Origin of the sequence: Luteococcus struthionis, from assembly GCF_048595755.1 — a bacterium.
GTDB lineage: Bacteria > Actinomycetota > Actinomycetes > Propionibacteriales > Propionibacteriaceae > Luteococcus.
Genome location: NZ_CP184360.1, coordinates 2,418,214 through 2,434,714, shown reverse-complemented (window position 1 = coordinate 2,434,714; position 16,501 = coordinate 2,418,214). Strand labels below are relative to the sequence as shown.

Sequence of the window (16,501 nt, the reverse complement as noted above, 5' to 3'; positions counted from 1 at the left end):
TTCGCGCCCCGGAATTCCAGACGGGGGGTCGCGGAGCCATCAATGTCCACTGTGGACGGCGTCATGATGACGACCTCAGCTGGGTGCACCTCCTCCTTCGCCGACGCGCGGTCCTCTCGCACCTGTGCCGACAGCCATATTTGTCGCCCGCTGGGCAGGTTCAGGGGATTAGCCACTTGCCCGCGGACGCTGTTGGCCGCGCGTTCCGTTTCTACCAAGAGGACGCGCACGAACCCCTCCAGATCTGGGGGAAACTCGAGGTGGACCGCCCCGGAGTCAGGGGGCTGCGGGCGCAGAGCCCCACGGTAGAAGTCCATCACTAGCATCGTCCTGAAACCGCTGACAATCGGAGTGGGGCGCCACGTCTGAACAATTCGGTCTGGGCCGATCCACAACGGCTCCTCGCCGCTCTTCCAGTGCTCGCGGGTGTATCCGAGCTGCCATGCCTCAGATTGCTCCAGCCGTGCCCCGTGGAAGGAGACCTTGAGGGTCTTGGCCCCTTGGCGAGAGCCAACGTAGACGTCGTCGTGGAGTGTCCATACCCGCATGGTCGCACTGGTTCCCAGTACTGTCGTTGGATCAGCTCCGGGAAGGGTCACAGCGAACCGAACAACCTGCTGCCTCGTCACCTAGCCAGTATGAACGACGTGCGAGCGCCCGAACACGGCCCTCAGAAGACGAGGAAGCCCTGACCAGGACCGCCCATGACAACGTCGCCGATGCCTACGCTGAACGGATTGTGGAGAGCGAGCCGGAGCAGTCGGTGGATCTTGCAATGATCGATCACTTCATCGGCCTCCTCGCGGAGCCTCGCCGAGTCCTGAATGCCGGTTGCAGGGCCGGGCGGATGCTGCCCTACTTGGCTGACGCGGATGTGACGACCAAGGACTTAACCTGTCCGAGCAGATGGTCGCGCGCGACTGGACCATCCGGGGTTCCCGGTGACCGTTGGGACGTTGAGGGACATCGATCATCCCGACGGCACCTTTGATGGCCTGTTCTCGTGGTGCTCGACGATCCAAAACCCGATGAGGACCTGGATCGCATGCTTGCCGAGATGGTCCGTGCTCGCACCGGGTGAGCATCCGCCGATGGCGTGCCAGACTGTTCAGGGGATGCGCCGGGTCGGCAGGGGCTTCCAAGCCATGAGGTACGACATCGTGATTAACCGCTAACACCGTTGCGTTGAGCAGATGCCCGCGCGGTTGGATGCTTTGGGATGCGTCGTTGTGGTGTGTTTGGACAGGGGGTTGCCGTTGGGGAACCCCAGGGTCAGGCCGACCTCATCCCCCGCCGTCCCGATTGACCGCTGCTGACTTTTCGGCCCTGTGGCACTACCGGATGAAGCGCAGCCGGTGGGAGTTCGCTGGCGCGGCACCGGGTCTCGGGGCGAAGGCCACGATCTGCCCGAGACAACCGCTGCAAATCCGTTCCACGGCAATGGCACAGAAGGCGTTCCGAGCGCCGGCCGCGCCAGCACGAGCACCGCGAGCCCTCCCGTCGGACGATACGACGGCGGGCCCGAGGTTCGCCCGGTGTCCGCGAGTCCTTCACACCAGGTCGCGGCCAGGACGGCATCATGGGTCCGTCAAGGCAAGCCGGGGAGGATGACGTGGCGTTCGAGCGTAAGGCCAGACGAGGTGCGGTGCCGGAAGATCCCGAGGCGCTCTACCGACACTTGGCGCGGACGAACAGCGGTCCCGACAGCCCATGGGGCCATCAGACCGATCTGCTGCGCGACTGGTACAGGGACTTTCGGCAGGCTCCCGATGTCGCGCTCGAACTACCCACCGGCGCGGGCAAGACGCTCGTCGGCGGTGTGATCGGGGAGTGGATTCGATTGTCCGAGCGTGAGCCGGTCGCGTACATCTGCCCCACCCGGCAGCTTGCCGCGCAGGCCGCTGAGCGCCTCAAATCCTACGGGGTGGAGTGCGTGCTTCTGATCGGCCCATCAAAATCGTGGGACCAAGCTGCGCGGGCCAAGTTCACCTCCGCGGCGGCGATGGCCGTGTCAACCTACAGCCACGTTTTTAACTCAAACCCTGCTCTCGCAGGAGCAGGCAGCTTGATCCTGGATGACGCCCACGCGGGCGAACAGCCGGTAGCTGCCGCGTGGAGCATCGACGTCAAGCGGGAGGAACGCGCCTATCAGACGCTGTTGGCCACGCTAGCCGACGGTTTGGACCCCACAGTGGTCATCGGGCTCCGCAACGACGAGTCCTTCCGCGAGTACCACCGGGCCGTTCACCTCGTATCGCCGAGTGTCGTGGCTGCAAAGGTAAGCGTTATCGAACAGACCTTGGACGCCGCCGTGCGCGACGGCACCTTGCCCCGGACCATCAACTTCAGCCTCTCTATGCTCGCGGGCCGCCTCGGCAGCTGCCTCTTCTACGTCTCTCACAGCCGCATCCTCATACGGCCCCTCATCACCCCCACAGCCTTCCACCCTGCCTTCGACAACCCTCGGCGGCGCGTCTACATGAGCGCGACCCTCGGTGCAGGAGGCGAGCTAGAACGCGCTTTCGGGCGCACCAGCATCGCGCGGATGGCGGTACCCCGCGGCTGGGACAAACAGGGTACTGGGCGTCGGTTCTTCGTTTTCCCCGAATGGACCAGCGAGATCGCGAAGGATGGAGCGTTGCTCGGCCCTTGGCTAGCGTCCACGATCACGAAACACGGCCGCGCCGCCCTCGTCACCCCCGCCGGCTACATCTCTGACGCGGTAGCCGCCCTCGGCGCGCTACCCAAGGAATACCAGCGCCTCGACGGGCACGACGTGGAGGACGACATCTCGCTGTTCACGCAAAACCCGAAGGCGCTCCTCGATCTGGCGAATAGGTACGACGGGATCGATCTGCCCGACGACAGCTGTCGCCTCATCGTTCTCGCCGGGCTTCCCGCACAGGGCGACCTGCAGGAGAGATTCCTCTACGAGTCGCTCGGCGCGGGCGCAGTCCTCCAAGAGAGACTTCGTGCCCGCATCGTCCAAGGCGTAGGCCGCGCGACCCGTAACGCGAAGGACTACGCCACCGTGGTAGTCATCCGCGATGACCTGACCAATTTCATCATTGCGGGAGACGTGCTGACCGCGCTTCGCGAAGAGTTGCAGGCCGAAATCGACTTCGGGCGCGAGCAATCGCTGGAGAAGCCGGTCGCGCAAGTCAATGACAACATCGATCTGTTTCTCCGCCAAGGGAAAGACTGGTTCGACGTGGAGGGCGACATCGTGGAGGAGCGCGACGCCCGTACCCGCGTCGACCCGCCCGCCACAGCAGCGCTCGCAGCAGCAGCCGCTGCTGAGGTCAGGGCAACACGCGCATGGTGGGAAGGCGATCTCGACAGCGCCCTCATGGAGGCGCGCATCGTCCTCGACGAGCTATCCGCCCACCCCAAGGCATCCCGCTACTCAGCGCTTTGGCACTACCTTGCCGCGAGCTGGACGAAGACCCTCGCACGCGAAAACGGCGACCCAACAGGCGACCTCGGCAGGGCCGCCGCGTCCATGATCGCCGACGCGCGCGTTGCAGGCCGCGGCACCTCGTGGCTCACACACCTGGCAAAACACGCCGACGCGCTCGCCAAAGCCGACGAGTACGACGACCTCGACCGCCATGCGGCGAAGAACCTCGTCGCACTACTCGCCACATGGTCGATCAAGAAGAACCAGACCGAGCTAGATGCCGCCAAAGCTGGTCTGTCCCAGACGCCATTCGTTGCCTACGAAGCCGGCCTCAAGACGCTGGGCCGATATGCCGGGGCGGACGAGTCGTACGACTCCGCCAAAGCACATGCGGCACCCGACTCGACATGGATTTTCCAGGATCAGCTGTGGGTGTGCTGGGAAGCTAAGAGCGAGGCAAGCCCCACTTCGAACATTCAAGCATCCAAGGTGCGCGAGGCCAGCGGCCACCTGAACTTTGTCGCCGGCAAGCGGAACGAGACCGCGCCGGTGTCATCTTTCACGTGCTATGCGACGCCCCAAACGAGCATCGATCCCTCCGCGAAACTCGTTGCCGACGACAACCTCTTCTACGTTCAGTCAGACGCCGCATATGACCTCTTGGTCCGGCTCGAGCGAGCCCTTCAGAAGGCGCGCAGGCTCGGCCCGGACTTGCAGGAAGCGGCCATCCTAGACTCCTTGAAGGAGCAAGGCTGCCTGCCGAGCCAGTGGGTCACAACTCTTACGATGCAGCCCTTGCAGTTCGTAGGTGGGGTGCCGACTACGTAGCGCGTCTCCGCACTGTCTTTCGCTCGGACACTCCGAAAGACATTGCCCACCGGAGGCGGGGTTCCTCCTGCCGATGGCCCGCCCCAGGCCCTGACCGTCAGGTCCAGAATCATCCTCGTACTAGTAGGCGGAGACGGCGGCGAGCTGCTGCTGCGCAGCAGGGGCAATGCCATCAACCGTGGACCCGCCAGATCTCGAAGATCTGCTTGCCCGTCCAGCTCTCGTAGTCACCGATGACGATGCCTCGGCTACGGCTGGCCGCTTCGATGGTCTGTTTGTTTTTGGGGTTCCAGACGAGGGCGACGTGGCCGATGCGGGTGGGGCCTAGGTAGCTGTTGATGAAGATGAGGTCGCCAGGCTTCTCCTGGCCGGGTTGGATGCGTTCGCCGTGGCCGGCGGCGAGCCAGTCGCGTTGGCCTTGGGCTGTGCGGGGCAGCGTGATTCCCGCGGTGCGGTAGGCGGCTTGGACGTAACTGGAACAGTCGTAGGCCGTTGGCCCGGCTGCACCCATCACGTAGGGACCGCCGAGCTTGGTCTTCGCCCAGGCCAAGACACGGCCAGTCTGACCGGCGGGTAGGGGCTCGGTGCCGGAGCCGATGGATGTTTCGATGCCTGGTTCACAGGCGGTCGTAGTGCCGGTGACGGTGCCTCCGCCGTAGGTGTGCGCGTAGTGCAGGACATCGTCGACGTACCAGTCGGCGTGGTTGTAGGCGAACAGCGCCCGGCGGATCCCGTCGGGGCCTTTGAGGGCGCCGGAGGCGACGAGGTAGTTGGCGGCAGAGTGGATGCTGTCGGCCGGGTCGGTGATGACGGTTCGTCCGTCGTGGTTTGCGTCGACGCCGTAGTGGGCGAAGGTGGCGGGCATGAACTGCATCAGCCCTTGCGCCCCAGCGCTGGACGTGGCGGTGTTGCGGCCGTGGGCGGTCTCTTCCATGCCAATACCGGCCAGCAGCGTCCAGGGCAGGCCGTACTTGGCGGCTGCGTCCTTGTAGAGCTTCTCCACCTGGGCGGGGATGGGCAGGGCTGGGTTGTGCAGGGAGTCCTGTCGCACGGACGGTTGGGGCAGGTCGAATCCGACACCACCTTCGGCTGTCCCTTCCGTGTGGCGGGCGGGTGTTGTGGCGGTGGGATGGCCGTCGAGTGGGGCGCCGTGGCTGGTCATGAAGGGTTGGGGGTCGACGTCGGTGCCGTTGACGGTGACGGTGAAGTGCAGGTGCGCGCCGGTCGAGTAGCCGGTGGAGCCTTGTGCCCCCAGCACTTGGCCGGCGGTCACGCGGCTGCCGGGCTTGATGCCGCTCTTGATGGTGGCGAGGTGGGCATACAGGGTGCTGATGCCGCCAGTGTGGCGGATGACGACGTGGTTGCCCCACGCCGGATGGGGGCTGGCGGTGGTGACGGTGCCGCCGGCTGCCGCGACGACGGGGGTTGCGGGTGGGGCGACGAGGTCGACGCCGTTGTGCAGCTTCCACACGCGCCTGACGGGGTGCAGGCGCATCCCGAACCGGGAGGTGATCGCGTAGCCGGTGGCCAGAGGGGCGCGCCATTGCCCCGCCGCCGGCGCAGCTTGCAGACAGGCCGGGTCCGTGACCGTCTCGGGTTCTGCTGCGGCGTTGCTGGTGGTTGCGAGTGCGGCGCAGGCGATGGGCACGGCCAGCAGTGCTGTGATGAGGGCGGCGAGGGTGGCGAGGAGTTTGGTCATGGTCAGCCTGCTGTGGCGATGGCGTCGTTGGTGAAGGTGAGGCGTTCTTCGAGGGGGTGGAGGTAGGTCTGGACCTTGTAGAGCTGGTCGGCGACCTGCCAGAGGGCTCGGCCTTTGCCTTGCATGGCCCAGGTGGTGATGACGTCCTGGGCGATGGGGCCCAGGCCGAGGAGGTGTTCGAGTTCGGTGGCGACGGCGCGGTCCTGTCCGTGGAGGATCTTGATGTCGGCCAGGTGCAGGAGGTCCTTGGCGATGGTGGTGGCCTGGGACCCGTGGTCTCCGGCCGAGAGCAGGTCGGAGGGTTTGTGCATGACGGCCCATTGGATGTCGCCGTCGCGGCGGGAGAAGCGCAGGTCGGCGTCGAAACTCTTGACCGCGTCGGGGCCCAGGCGTAGCTGTTTCCAGGCTTCGTCGCGCACGACGATGCGCAGGTCCCCGACCTCGGCGACTTCGCGCATGGCGCGTCCCCAGGAGTTGAGGCAGGTCAGGGCGATGCCGACGGCTTCGTCGCCGAAGGGTTCGAGGCGGGACAGGGACAGGGACTGGATGGGGGCGCGCCAGTCGACGTGGATGCTGGTGTGGTCGTCGAACAGCCCGGCCAGGGCGCCGGAGACGAGTTGGCCCAGGGCGTCGCGCAGCAGGCGAGTTTCGTCGAGGAAGTGGCGCCGGTCGCGGTAGCGGCACGCGGCGACCAGCTCGTCGGTGGGTTCGTCGAGGGCTCGCCACAGCTGCGGGATGGTGGGTTCGGTCAATCGGGTGGCGGCGTCGCGGTAGCCGGACAGGTGAGCCAGGACGGTCTTGACGACGACCTCGTCGGAGGGGCCGAAGGGGACGCGCTGCTCCCCCACCTTCTGTGACCCGACCAGCCCGCGCACGAGGGTGAGCCAGCGGCTGAAGACCAGCGCGGAACGGCGCTGTGCCTCCGCCCGGCTAAGCCGTTCCCAGCCGTCGGCGAGGGGGCCGAGGTCGAGGGGGTTGATGCGGGTGGCGAGGCCGCGGCCGATGGCGAAGGGTTCGACGCCCAGGGCGTGGCACAAGGCTTCGTACTCGTCCTTGGGGTCGCCCAGGATGAGGGCTCGGTAGCCGAAGTCCATCATGCGCAGCAGGAAGGCCTTGGTGGTGCCGGACTTGCCGCGTCCGGGTTTGCCGAAGACCATCACGTTGGGGTTGGTGACGGGGATCTGGTCGTCGAGGACCCAACCGAGGGGGTCGGCGTAGAAAGAGCCGCCGGAGAGTTGGTCAATGCCCATCTGCGCGCCGGTGGGTGGCAGGCCGGGGGTGGCGATGAACGGCCACCACACCCCGGCCTGGTCGGAGGTCATCCGCCACGCCGCCACCGGCGCCCCTGAGGGTGCCCAGCCGCGCCCCCGCCGGAACGCGCCACGGGCTGGGGCGTGGTGGAACAACCTGCCGTCCCGTCGGCTGGGCGGGGTTGGGGGTGGGGTGGGCAGGTCGTGGCCGAAGTCGGCCAGCAGGTGGGCGACGTCGCGTCCGGTGCGGGCGGTCATCAGTTCACCGTCCTGGTCAGGCCGAGGCCAAGCGGGATGGTGGAGGCCAGGAAGCCGGCGTCCTGGGCCAGGTCAAGGCGCAGGGGCGCGAATCCGGCGCGGCGGATGGACGCGTCGAGGCGTCGTCCGTAGTCGGCGATCGCGACGGTCTTGGGCGCGGTGACGGTGCACACGGCATACGGGCGCATCAGCGCGGCGCCGCGGGCCAGTTTCTCGTCAACGCCGTGCGCCTTGGCGGCGTCGTTGCGGTGACGGGCCTTGGCCTTCACCCCCGCGCGGCGGCGCAGCTCACCGCCCATGTCGGCGGCGAACTCGGCCGAGTCGCTGTGCCGTTCGGCGCGCTGCTGGGTCAGGATCGGGAAACACACCATGTACGAGCGCCGCTCCCCCGCCTCATCCGGGGTCAGCACCGGCGCCAACGCCCCCAACGCCGCCCCGTTGGCGGGCAGCATCACCGTCGCGCTGATCGAGTTCCACGCATCATGGGAGTAGTGCCGCACCGTCGCCTCCGCCCCCGACGGACCAGCCATCGCCCACGGCACCCCCGCCTCCACCCTTGGGTCGTGCTGGTGCTCAGCCAGAGCCTGGACGATCCCGGCCCGGTCGCCCGGCGCGAAGCCACTGCGACAGGCCAACGCCAACTCCGGCGACGTGAGCCACGACACCTGCGTCATGCCCAACCCGCCCCGCAGCGCCGCCTCGACCTCGGCCATCACACTGCCCAGCACCCGCGCCCGACCAGCCAACCCACCACCGGAATGCCGTGCCACCCGGGCCAGCCGGGCCTCGGGCACGACGACGGTGACGAACGCCTCGGTGCGCACGCTCGCCCTGGACAACGAGCGATGCAGGTCATCATTCACCCGACGCGACAGTCCCTGCGTGGTGGGGCGGCGGTGCTGCTCCACCCAGATCGAGCGTTCCGCCCCGTCGTCGGGCACGGTGCGGACCTGCACGATCAGCTCGTCGGCCAACTCCGCCCGCGCCGTCGCATCGATCAGGCTCGACAGGCCAGCGGCCTGCCGGGATCGTTCGTCGACGTCGCTCATCCCGATCCCGGGATGGGTCACCGCACAGGTCACCGCCCAGGTGCGGGCCGCGTGGTTCTGCACCAACGCCACCCGCCGTGCCGCCGCCCCGGTCGGTGGGCCGTCGTGAATCTCCACCCCCGACAACACCCCCGGCAGATCAACCTGTTCCGGGTTGGTGGCCTTGCCCTGGGCTGCGCGGGCGGTGAACCGACGCGCCCCCGTGGCAGCGCCAACGGTGAAGCACGTCAACGCCCACAACCAGCCCAACATCGGACGGCCCTTCACCTGCACCGCCGTCACCAGCACCACCACCGCCCACACCACGGCAAACAGCAGCATCGACAGCCACGCCTGGCGCTGGATGGCCCAGAAGACCGGCAGCGTCGACACCGACACCGCCGCCAACTGCCAGGCGCGTAGCCCGAAGAACCACCCAATCCGGTCCCGCGTGTAGTCGCTGTAGATCGTCACGACCTGCCTCCTCCATCTTTCACGTCCCCACCCGGCTTCGGGTCTTGTTGGCCCGGGGTCGGAGCGGTGCCGGAGCGTGGTGGGGCTGGCCGCTGTCCTGCCCCTTGGTGGGGTGCCGGTGGTGGCATGGGATGCTGGGGTGGCAGCGGCTGGACGACCGGCTCGTCGAGCATCGGTGGCGCGCTGGACGGGGTCGGCAGGGTGCCGTCGTTGCCGTTGGCGGCATCGGCGTCGGCCTCCGCCAGACCCTGCGGCGCACCACCACTGCCCTGTCCGGGGGTGCGGGTGAAGTCCGGCTGGTAGGTGTTGTGCCCCACCCCGAGCTGGTTGGTGGCATCGCTGAACAATGCCGACCCTGCCCCACCCAGGTGGGCCATCGTCCGCAGACCCGTCGCCGCGGTCGCACCAATCGCCGCCGCCACACCCAACACCCCCGCCGCAGCACCCCCTGCAGCTGCAGAACCACCCGCGGATGCCGTGCCGCCGCCGGCGGCAGCCGCAGACGGCCCGCCGGCCGGTGCGGAATTGGTCGACGGTGTGGCGTTCTGGAAGCGTGCCGCCGTCGCGGCCTGGGAGGCCTGCTCGCCAGCGGAGCGTCCGTGCTCATCGGTCTCGGAGGCACTCGTCCCGGACGCCTTGCCGCCCAGACCAGAACCCAGCCCGCTGAGCAGGCCGGAGATGCCGCCCACCCCGGCGAGGCCTGCGCGCACCGCGGCACCGGAGTTGGTGCCCGGGTCGACGAAGGCCAACAACTTGAACAGCGCCACCGGCGCCACCGCCGAGACCAGGATCATGAACACCCCCGGCACCGCCGTCCCGATCGCCGACTCCGGCCCCGTCGCCAACCCCAGTGCGACGCCGTTGGACATCTGCACCCCCAAGCCCATCGTCAAGGTCATCAACACCGGCGCCAGCGCGGCGGCGTGGAACCAGCGCAGCGACTTCCAGAACCACGGACGTCCCACCTCGGACAACAGACCCGCCGCCGAGATCGGCGCGGTCGCGGCCAGCACCAACAACCCACCGGCCCGGGCCAGCAGGATCACGAAGTGCGCGATCGCCGCGATCCACAAGAACAGCCCCATCAGCCCCAGCACGGTCGCCAGCACGGCGTCACTGACGTCCTGACCCGACAACGGCTTGAGCGGCTGCCACGCATCCCACGCATCGATCGACAACAAGCTCTTCATCAACGCCTGGTTCAACCCGCCACAGGCCGAGACCACCAGCGCCCCGTAGCTCAACCAGGCCACCCACACCATGCAGAACTGGCCCGCCCCGACCACCAGCCGCCCCAACGACTTGCCGTCGCGTCGGGCCAGCACGACGAACAGCTGCACCAACCCCATCAGCACCGCCAACGCCCCGGCCATCCAGAACGTGGAGCGGTAGGCCAACTGCGCCGGCCCCTGCTCCGTCACGTCCGGGGTGAGCAGCGCGGCCTCGAACTTCAACACCACCCGCAACAGCCACAGCCCGGCCTGCCACAGGCTCAGCATCATCGCCGTCCACCCGTCGACCACCACCTTCGACGCACGATCAGCCAACGCCCCGAACGGATCCCACAGCATCGCCGACTACTCCCCCGCGACGTGCCAAGTGCGCCACCCGGCCCGCGCCGCCAACTCGGTACCCGGCCAGGTCGACGGCGCCACCGCAGCCGCACGAGGCGAGGCCACCATCCACCGGTCCCCGCGCCATGCCATGGCCTCGCAATAGCCGTAGGCCATCCGCGACTCGACCCGCACCAGCGCCCGCACGTCCACCAACACACACGCCACCACCCAGTCCGCACCATCGGTGCCCTTCACCTGAGCGGCAACCGGATCCACCGTCACCCGCGCCCCAGCCTCCAGGCGTCCCGTCATGCCCGCCGAACTCAGGAAGGACTGGACGTGCCGCACCAACGGCCACTCGCCCACCGGCACAGCACCCGGGACGACCCAGGCCCGATGCACCTCGCCCGCGCGGGCCACGTCCATTTCGGACAGCACCGTCTGCTCGATCGCCGCCAACTGCCCCACCGCACCGGCCGGCGTGCGCGGAAAACCCGTCACCACCCGCGCCGGACCCGTCCGGGTCGAGTTCGGCACCGTCAACGCCGCCGCGGGTTCCACCGCCGGAGCACCACCCAACGCATCCGCCGGCGCCACCTGCAGCATCGGCGCGGCCAACAGCCCGTCCCGATCCACCCGTCCGTCGGCAGGATGGGTCGCTGCGGCCGGGGTGGTGCGGGTGGCGTGGACGACGGCCGTGCGGATCGCGAAACCCAAGCCGACCAGCAGCGCCACCCCGACCACGCACAGCCCAGCCAACAGCGCCCACAACCGGCGGCGGCTCCACGCCTGGGGCTGGTCGCCGGTCATGTCACGGCTCCTGGCTGGCCGATGGTGCGCCGGGTGCGTCGGCGATGCAGCCGCTACCGGTGATGCTCGAAATCAGCGACGGCAGCACCAGGTAGGCGATCGCGGCCAGGAAGACCACCGCCACGCCCACCACACCGGCCTTGCTGGCATGCGGCATCGAGAAGATGCGACCCGCCACGATCGCGCCGATCGAGACCACCACCCCGACCACGAACATCGCCAACACCGCCCACAGCACATAGCCGGTGAGCTGGTCGGCATACTTCTGCGCCCCAGGCGGCGCCAGCGGGCAGATCTCCAACAGCACCAATCCCACGTCGAGCATCACTTCGTCCCCTTCTCGCATTCGCTCAGCAGGCCGAGCACGGTGTGCCCGGCCGAAACCACAGACTTCGACAACGGCGCCGGAGACAATCCGGTCACCAACAACCGGCCATCGCACGGCATCACCGCCCACCGGTGCTCGTCGACCAGCCGCTGCAGAACCGGCCCCATCGCTGCGCGCACCTGACGCGGCAACCGACCACCCGACACCGCCCGCACGACCGCGACGCAACGATCCGGCCCCAGCTCGCCGACCGCCACCTCGAGGCGGCGGATGCCCGGCACCGTCCCGGCCGCCACCACCACGACCACCTCCGCGGCGGCAACCGTCGCCGCAACCCACCCGGGCCCCGACGCACACGGATGGAAGCCGGCATCCAACACCGTGCGCCGCACCACCCGATCCAGCGGCAACGGATCACCCGCCTCGACGGTGGCCGGACGTTCGATCACCACCCCGTCGCGCTGCGAGCGCACCCACGACGACAACTCCCCCAACTCCGCCGACCCGGCACCGGCCAACCCCGAGCCGGCCGGCAGGCTGATCTCGAGCAGCCTCGCGCACGGATCGGCCTGCGCCACCGCCAGAGCCACCGTCGAGGCGCCCGCCTGCGCATGCGCACCCACCACCACAACCAACGCCTCAGCCGGTCGCCACGCCGACACCGAGGGCTCCTCGCCATCCAGCCCGGGCACAGCCACGGCCGAAGTGGCGGGCGGCGGCTGGATGGGTTCGGGGTTGGCATAGCGGCCCTGGCTGACGGCATCCCAGGCGCGGCGCAGCTCCGCCACGCTCGGCGCCATCACAGGCATCGAAACTGGTGGTGTGGTCACGTCGACCCAACCCGCCACCGCCTGGTCGGTGCTCACGCCACGTCCAGGAACAGACCCTGCCGGTTCGCGTCCTGCAACCGGCCCAGCACCCGCCCCACCCGACGCCGCGCCGAACTCGGCGAGATCCCCAGCTGCTGCGCCACCACCGCCGACGCCTGCCGCGACATCAAACCGTGCACGCCCACCCTCCGGGTCGGCACCTCATGGCCCACCGACACCACCAGCCGCAACAGCGCCGCATCATCCGGCGACACCGCCCCAGCCCGCGCCGCCTGTTGCAACACCGCCGACAACTCCTCCGCCGGCTCCACCCACGGCTCAGCGCTGGCGTCGTCGACCATCAAGCCCTCCAGCACCTGGTCGTCCATCGGCTGCGTGTTCGCCCACGTCCGATCGCCACGGTCCTTCGCCTGGATCCCCAGATCCGCGAACGTCGCCCGACGCACCTGCCACTGGATCGAGGCCGCCACCTTGCGACGCGACCGCCACTCAAAGGTCCGCGCCCCCATCCACAGATGCTGCGCCGCCACATCACACAACGCCGACATCGGCAACGACCCCGGACGATGCCGACGAAGCTTCGCCAACGTCCCCGGAATCAACAACTCGCACAACACCGCCGCCGCCTCCGGACAGTTCTCGCCCTCCACATGAGCCAGCCCCGCCAACGCGATCAGCACATCATCACGGGCCATCACATCGCCGGTCCGCGACGCCCGACGGAAATCGTCGACCGACCTCAACAAGCCCAGATCCGGATGACTGATCCCCCAACCCGGGGCCAGCCGATCAGCCGCCTGCAGCAGAAACTCAGTGCCCAGCGCCTCGCGCAACGTGTCCATGTCCATCTCCCTGTCGTGGGTGCCTGTCATGGACACAGATGGACACAACAACGTCCTCGCTTTCGTTCCTCCACAGCCCAGACTGCTGGGGGAACGCAGGGAAAATACGACACCATCGGTCGGAGAAACCCCTAGCCAGCACAGCGTTCCCCCGCAAGCCCGTGCGACCGGCGCTCCAGCGAGCGATCAGAGCCGTCACCTGTCGGCTTTGGCCCGCGACGTGTTTGACTTGGGGCATGGACTTGTTCTCGGTCATCGCCAGCGAGCGTCGTTCCCTTGCCGACCTGCTCGAAGACCTCACGCCTGACCAGCAAGAAGCCCAGAGCCTGTGCAGCGAGTGGACCGTCAAGCAGGTCGCCGCGCACCTGGTCATGCCGATGGAGGTCGGCCTGCTCGGTTTCATGGCAGCGATGCTGCGCCACCGCGGCAACTTCGATGTCGCCAACAACGCCCTCGCCCGCAAGCAGGCGCAGCGGCCGTTCGCCGAGATCGTCGAGATCCTGCGCGACAAGGCCGACCACCGCTTCACCCCGCCCGGCCAGGGACCCGAGGCGCCGCTGACCGACGTCATCGTCCACGGGCTCGACATCACCACCCCACTCGGCCTCACCCACCACGTCCCCGACGAGCACCTCGCCGTGGCCCTGGACCACCTCGCCGGACCAAGCCCGAAGACACGCGCCGCCAGCCGACAACTGAACGGGGTGCGACTGGAAGCCGACGACATCAACTGGAGCCACGGCGACGGCCCCCTGGTCACCGCCCCGGCGCGGGCGATCCTGCTGGCCCTGGCCCGACGCGACGCCGGATGGGACCAGCTCACCGGCGCCGTGTCTCACCGCTCGAGCTGAGGAGCAACGTCATAGGTGCTGGAGCACCTCGTCCACCGTCACCTGCTGGACGCCGATCTGCGCAAGATCAGCCAACCGATCAGGCGTGACCTGCGACACCGCATCGGTTACCACCCCCGCACGCAAATCGCGCTCTGTCGCATCGAACAAGGTGGCACGCGGGCAATTCGGCAGGTTGCAGCCCGCGACCAGCACCGACGTGACCTGCCGTTCGGCCAACCAGGACTGCAGCTCGGTGCGGAAGAACGCACTCCAGCGAGGCTTGTAGAAGATCACCTCGTCGGGTCCGACCGACTGTGGTTGGCCTGCCAGCAACGCTCCTGTGTCCAGCCGGACGGCCGCCCCGGTGATGGTCGCGGGGATCTCGGCCCCCGACGTGCCCGGTGCCACGATCCGTGCGCCCTGCTCGATGGCCGCACGCCGTACCGGATCAGCATCGCCGCTGCCCGGCTCATAGAGCCTGATGGCGTGCACTATGGGACGCCCCGCACTATGGAAGGCAACCACCAACCGCTCCAGCTGGGGCAACACCTCGGTTGTGCCTGGGACGGGCATGGCCCCATCGACGAAGTCGTTCTGCACGTCGATCACGACCAGCGCGGCCGCATCCCACTCGATGGCGGTATAGTCCATGCCCGCGAGTATCACCCAGGCCCTCGGTGCCGACTCGCTGAATCCGTGGACAACTCCCCAACGTTGCCACTGGGCCAGGGCCGCGCAAGCTCTCGGGACTATCCAGCTACAGCGGCACCCGAGACCTGCTCCGCCGCCACGCGAACTCACACTGGACCGTTCTCAAAAGACCCCCAAAAGTGGGCGATCACCTGAGCAGAAGCGCCCATCCCAGAGCCCCTGTTCCTGCACCAAGCGACAGCAGAAAATACTACATCTAGTTCTCTGGAATCCCACTTTCTACTACATGCAGCCGCGACACGCACTGTGGGCTTCGAAATTGTCGGCAGGTCCGGGTAACTTCATGAGTGAAGCACGCAGCCCCAGCAATCCCGCCGAGGTGGCGGATGCCGGGGCTGGCTCTACCTGGTCCGTAGGCCACAGACGGTACCCGTCAAGCAGCGCTCCAACCAGACCCCCACCAAATGGGGAGACAGAGGAACACCATGGCCGCACGAAGCGCACGAACTGGCCGGTTCGTCACCAACAAGACCGCCGCGAAGAACCCCCGCACCACGGTCACCATCAGCAACGGATCCAAGGCCAACGGCTACCGCAGCACCATCACCGGACGATTCGTGCAGCCGTCCACCGCCCAGCGCCACCCCGACACCACCATCCCCCAGGGCGGCGCCGCATGAGCGGCAAGAAGAACGTGCCAGTGCTCGCTACTCCCACTGTCTCGATCTACCAACACCCGGACTACGTGTCCGGGATTCTGCAACAGCTCAGCGACGGCGCCCTCCTGACCATCCATCGGCATGAGTCCGGCAGTGAATCCACCCGGAAGAAGAGCGGCGACGTCAAGGGACAGGCCAAGGGCGACGGGAAGGCCAGGGTCCCATTCTTCGGAGAGGCCACTGCTGCACTCGACGCCACAGCCACCGCTGCCTTGGCGTCCAACGACGTGTCGACCGTGAAGAGCACCATCGAGTACACCTATTCTCAGGCGAGCTATCTGCACAGGGTCCGGCAAGTTCTCGAAGAGCGGTCCCTGCTCCACCAAATCACCTCGGCAGATGACGCAGCGGCGCTGTCCGCCGGCGACATTGTCGAGTTCGAGGCGAAGTTCTCGGCAGACAAGATTCCCGCGATCTTGGACATGGCCACGCCGGCCATCGTCAGGGCCATCGTCCAGAAGCAGGAGATGGACAAGGTAACCAGGGTTATCGACTGGACCGACTTTGAGGACCAGCAGAGCAAGACCAGCGAAGCGCGACTCCGGATCGACACGCAGCAGGAGCTGTGGGTAGCAGTGGTCGATGCGATCAAGTCGGATTTCCGCAGCAACGACACGCTCGAGTACTACGGGGCCATCGGCGACGATGGGCAGGTTACGGTTACGGCTATCACCATCTGCGACCGAGCTCACTTCCTCGTGGAAGATCATGACCGAATCCTCGACGGACGCTTCAGGGTACTGGCCAAGGTGACTGCCGGAACCGCCGTTGACCGCCCGCTCCTCGAACGCAACAAGCTTCTGGATCGGATCCAACCCGCCGCTGTCGACGCCCTGGTCGAGGAGATGAAACAGGGCATTTCGAAAGAGACAGCAGCCACAAAGGCTGATGGGCTGCCCACGGTCATCCAAGACCTCGGGATCGAGTCCCGAATCAAGGGCCCCTCGTTCAAGGTGATGCCAATCGCCATCTACGTCTGACCGACTGTCAACCGC

The 16,501-nt window shown here is 67.6% G+C and carries 13 protein-coding genes; 4 read left to right on the top strand and 9 right to left on the bottom strand.

Going from position 1 to position 16,501, the window contains the following annotated elements:
- Nucleotides 1–1,612 precede the first annotated feature (1,612 nt).
- Nucleotides 1,613–4,228, top strand: a complete 2,616-nt coding sequence (locus ACOAMO_RS11250) for a DEAD/DEAH box helicase (RefSeq protein ID WP_420174878.1) — start codon at nt 1,613–1,615, stop codon at nt 4,226–4,228.
- Between the two features lie 172 nt (nt 4,229–4,400).
- Here the strand turns inward: ACOAMO_RS11250 and ACOAMO_RS11245 are convergent, their stop codons facing one another.
- The 8 genes from ACOAMO_RS11245 to ACOAMO_RS11210 are packed head-to-tail and all read right to left on the bottom strand — an operon-like array spanning nt 4,401 to nt 13,303.
- The gene (locus tag ACOAMO_RS11245; protein ID WP_420174877.1) at nt 4,401–5,927 is read right to left on the bottom strand and encodes a peptidoglycan DD-metalloendopeptidase family protein; all 1,527 of its coding nucleotides are present in this window, start codon (nt 5,925–5,927) and stop codon (nt 4,401–4,403) included.
- Between the two features lie 2 nt (nt 5,928–5,929).
- A complete protein-coding gene (locus tag ACOAMO_RS11240; protein ID WP_420174876.1) occupies nt 5,930–7,435 on the bottom strand; it encodes an ATP-binding protein in 1,506 nt (501 codons plus the stop codon).
- A complete protein-coding gene (locus ACOAMO_RS11235; protein WP_420174875.1) occupies nt 7,435–8,937 on the bottom strand; it encodes an SCO6880 family protein in 1,503 nt (500 codons plus the stop codon). Before ACOAMO_RS11235 ends, ACOAMO_RS11240 begins: the two co-directional genes overlap by 1 nt.
- The gene (locus ACOAMO_RS11230; RefSeq protein ID WP_420174874.1) at nt 8,934–10,508 is read right to left on the bottom strand and encodes a hypothetical protein; all 1,575 of its coding nucleotides are present in this window, start codon (nt 10,506–10,508) and stop codon (nt 8,934–8,936) included. Before ACOAMO_RS11230 ends, ACOAMO_RS11235 begins: the two co-directional genes overlap by 4 nt.
- Nucleotides 10,509–10,514: 6 nt before the next feature.
- Nucleotides 10,515–11,303: a hypothetical protein gene (locus ACOAMO_RS11225; RefSeq protein ID WP_420174873.1), complete on the bottom strand. Its 789-nt coding sequence runs from the start codon at nt 11,301–11,303 to the stop codon at nt 10,515–10,517.
- Between the two features lies 1 nt (nt 11,304).
- Nucleotides 11,305–11,628: a hypothetical protein gene (locus ACOAMO_RS11220; RefSeq protein ID WP_420174872.1), complete on the bottom strand. Its 324-nt coding sequence runs from the start codon at nt 11,626–11,628 to the stop codon at nt 11,305–11,307.
- Entirely contained in the window at nt 11,628–12,497 is an 870-nt protein-coding gene (locus tag ACOAMO_RS11215) for a hypothetical protein (protein WP_420174871.1), read from the bottom strand. Before ACOAMO_RS11215 ends, ACOAMO_RS11220 begins: the two co-directional genes overlap by 1 nt.
- Nucleotides 12,494–13,303, bottom strand: a complete 810-nt coding sequence (locus tag ACOAMO_RS11210) for a hypothetical protein (RefSeq protein ID WP_420174870.1) — start codon at nt 13,301–13,303, stop codon at nt 12,494–12,496. The genes ACOAMO_RS11215 and ACOAMO_RS11210 overlap by 4 nt, the downstream gene beginning before the upstream one ends.
- Before the next feature lie 236 nt (nt 13,304–13,539).
- On the opposite strand from ACOAMO_RS11210, the gene ACOAMO_RS11205 reads away from it, so the two are divergent.
- Nucleotides 13,540–14,154: a maleylpyruvate isomerase family mycothiol-dependent enzyme gene (locus ACOAMO_RS11205; RefSeq protein ID WP_420174869.1), complete on the top strand. Its 615-nt coding sequence runs from the start codon at nt 13,540–13,542 to the stop codon at nt 14,152–14,154.
- A 9-nt stretch (nt 14,155–14,163) separates the two neighbouring features.
- Here the strand turns inward: ACOAMO_RS11205 and ACOAMO_RS11200 are convergent, their stop codons facing one another.
- On the bottom strand, nt 14,164–14,787 hold the full coding sequence (locus ACOAMO_RS11200) for a cysteine hydrolase family protein (protein ID WP_420174868.1): 624 nt from the start codon (nt 14,785–14,787) through the stop codon (nt 14,164–14,166).
- A 485-nt stretch (nt 14,788–15,272) separates the two neighbouring features.
- Here ACOAMO_RS11200 and ACOAMO_RS11195 point away from each other — a divergent pair, with 485 nt between their 5' ends.
- Together ACOAMO_RS11195 and ACOAMO_RS11190 are read left to right on the top strand one after the other, a co-directional pair.
- Nucleotides 15,273–15,467: a hypothetical protein gene (locus tag ACOAMO_RS11195; RefSeq protein WP_420174867.1), complete on the top strand. Its 195-nt coding sequence runs from the start codon at nt 15,273–15,275 to the stop codon at nt 15,465–15,467.
- The gene (locus ACOAMO_RS11190) at nt 15,464–16,486 is read left to right on the top strand and encodes a DUF6414 family protein (protein ID WP_420174866.1); all 1,023 of its coding nucleotides are present in this window, start codon (nt 15,464–15,466) and stop codon (nt 16,484–16,486) included. The genes ACOAMO_RS11195 and ACOAMO_RS11190 overlap by 4 nt, the downstream gene beginning before the upstream one ends.
- The last annotated feature ends 15 nt before the right edge of the window (nt 16,487–16,501 follow it).

Coding starts and splice junctions, on each gene's coding strand:
- ACOAMO_RS11210 (WP_420174870.1), bottom strand. CDS start 13,303: ATGGACACGTTGCGCGAGGCGCTGGGCACTGAGTTTCTGCTGCAGGCG.
- ACOAMO_RS11190 (WP_420174866.1), top strand. CDS start 15,464: ATGAGCGGCAAGAAGAACGTGCCAGTGCTCGCTACTCCCACTGTCTCG.
- ACOAMO_RS11200 (WP_420174868.1), bottom strand. CDS start 14,787: ATGGACTATACCGCCATCGAGTGGGATGCGGCCGCGCTGGTCGTGATC.
- ACOAMO_RS11245 (WP_420174877.1), bottom strand. CDS start 5,927: ATGACCAAACTCCTCGCCACCCTCGCCGCCCTCATCACAGCACTGCTG.
- ACOAMO_RS11230 (WP_420174874.1), bottom strand. CDS start 10,508: ATGCTGTGGGATCCGTTCGGGGCGTTGGCTGATCGTGCGTCGAAGGTG.
- ACOAMO_RS11225 (WP_420174873.1), bottom strand. CDS start 11,303: ATGACCGGCGACCAGCCCCAGGCGTGGAGCCGCCGCCGGTTGTGGGCG.
- ACOAMO_RS11240 (WP_420174876.1), bottom strand. CDS start 7,435: ATGACCGCCCGCACCGGACGCGACGTCGCCCACCTGCTGGCCGACTTC.
- ACOAMO_RS11205 (WP_420174869.1), top strand. CDS start 13,540: ATGGACTTGTTCTCGGTCATCGCCAGCGAGCGTCGTTCCCTTGCCGAC.
- ACOAMO_RS11195 (WP_420174867.1), top strand. CDS start 15,273: ATGGCCGCACGAAGCGCACGAACTGGCCGGTTCGTCACCAACAAGACC.
- ACOAMO_RS11220 (WP_420174872.1), bottom strand. CDS start 11,628: ATGCTCGACGTGGGATTGGTGCTGTTGGAGATCTGCCCGCTGGCGCCG.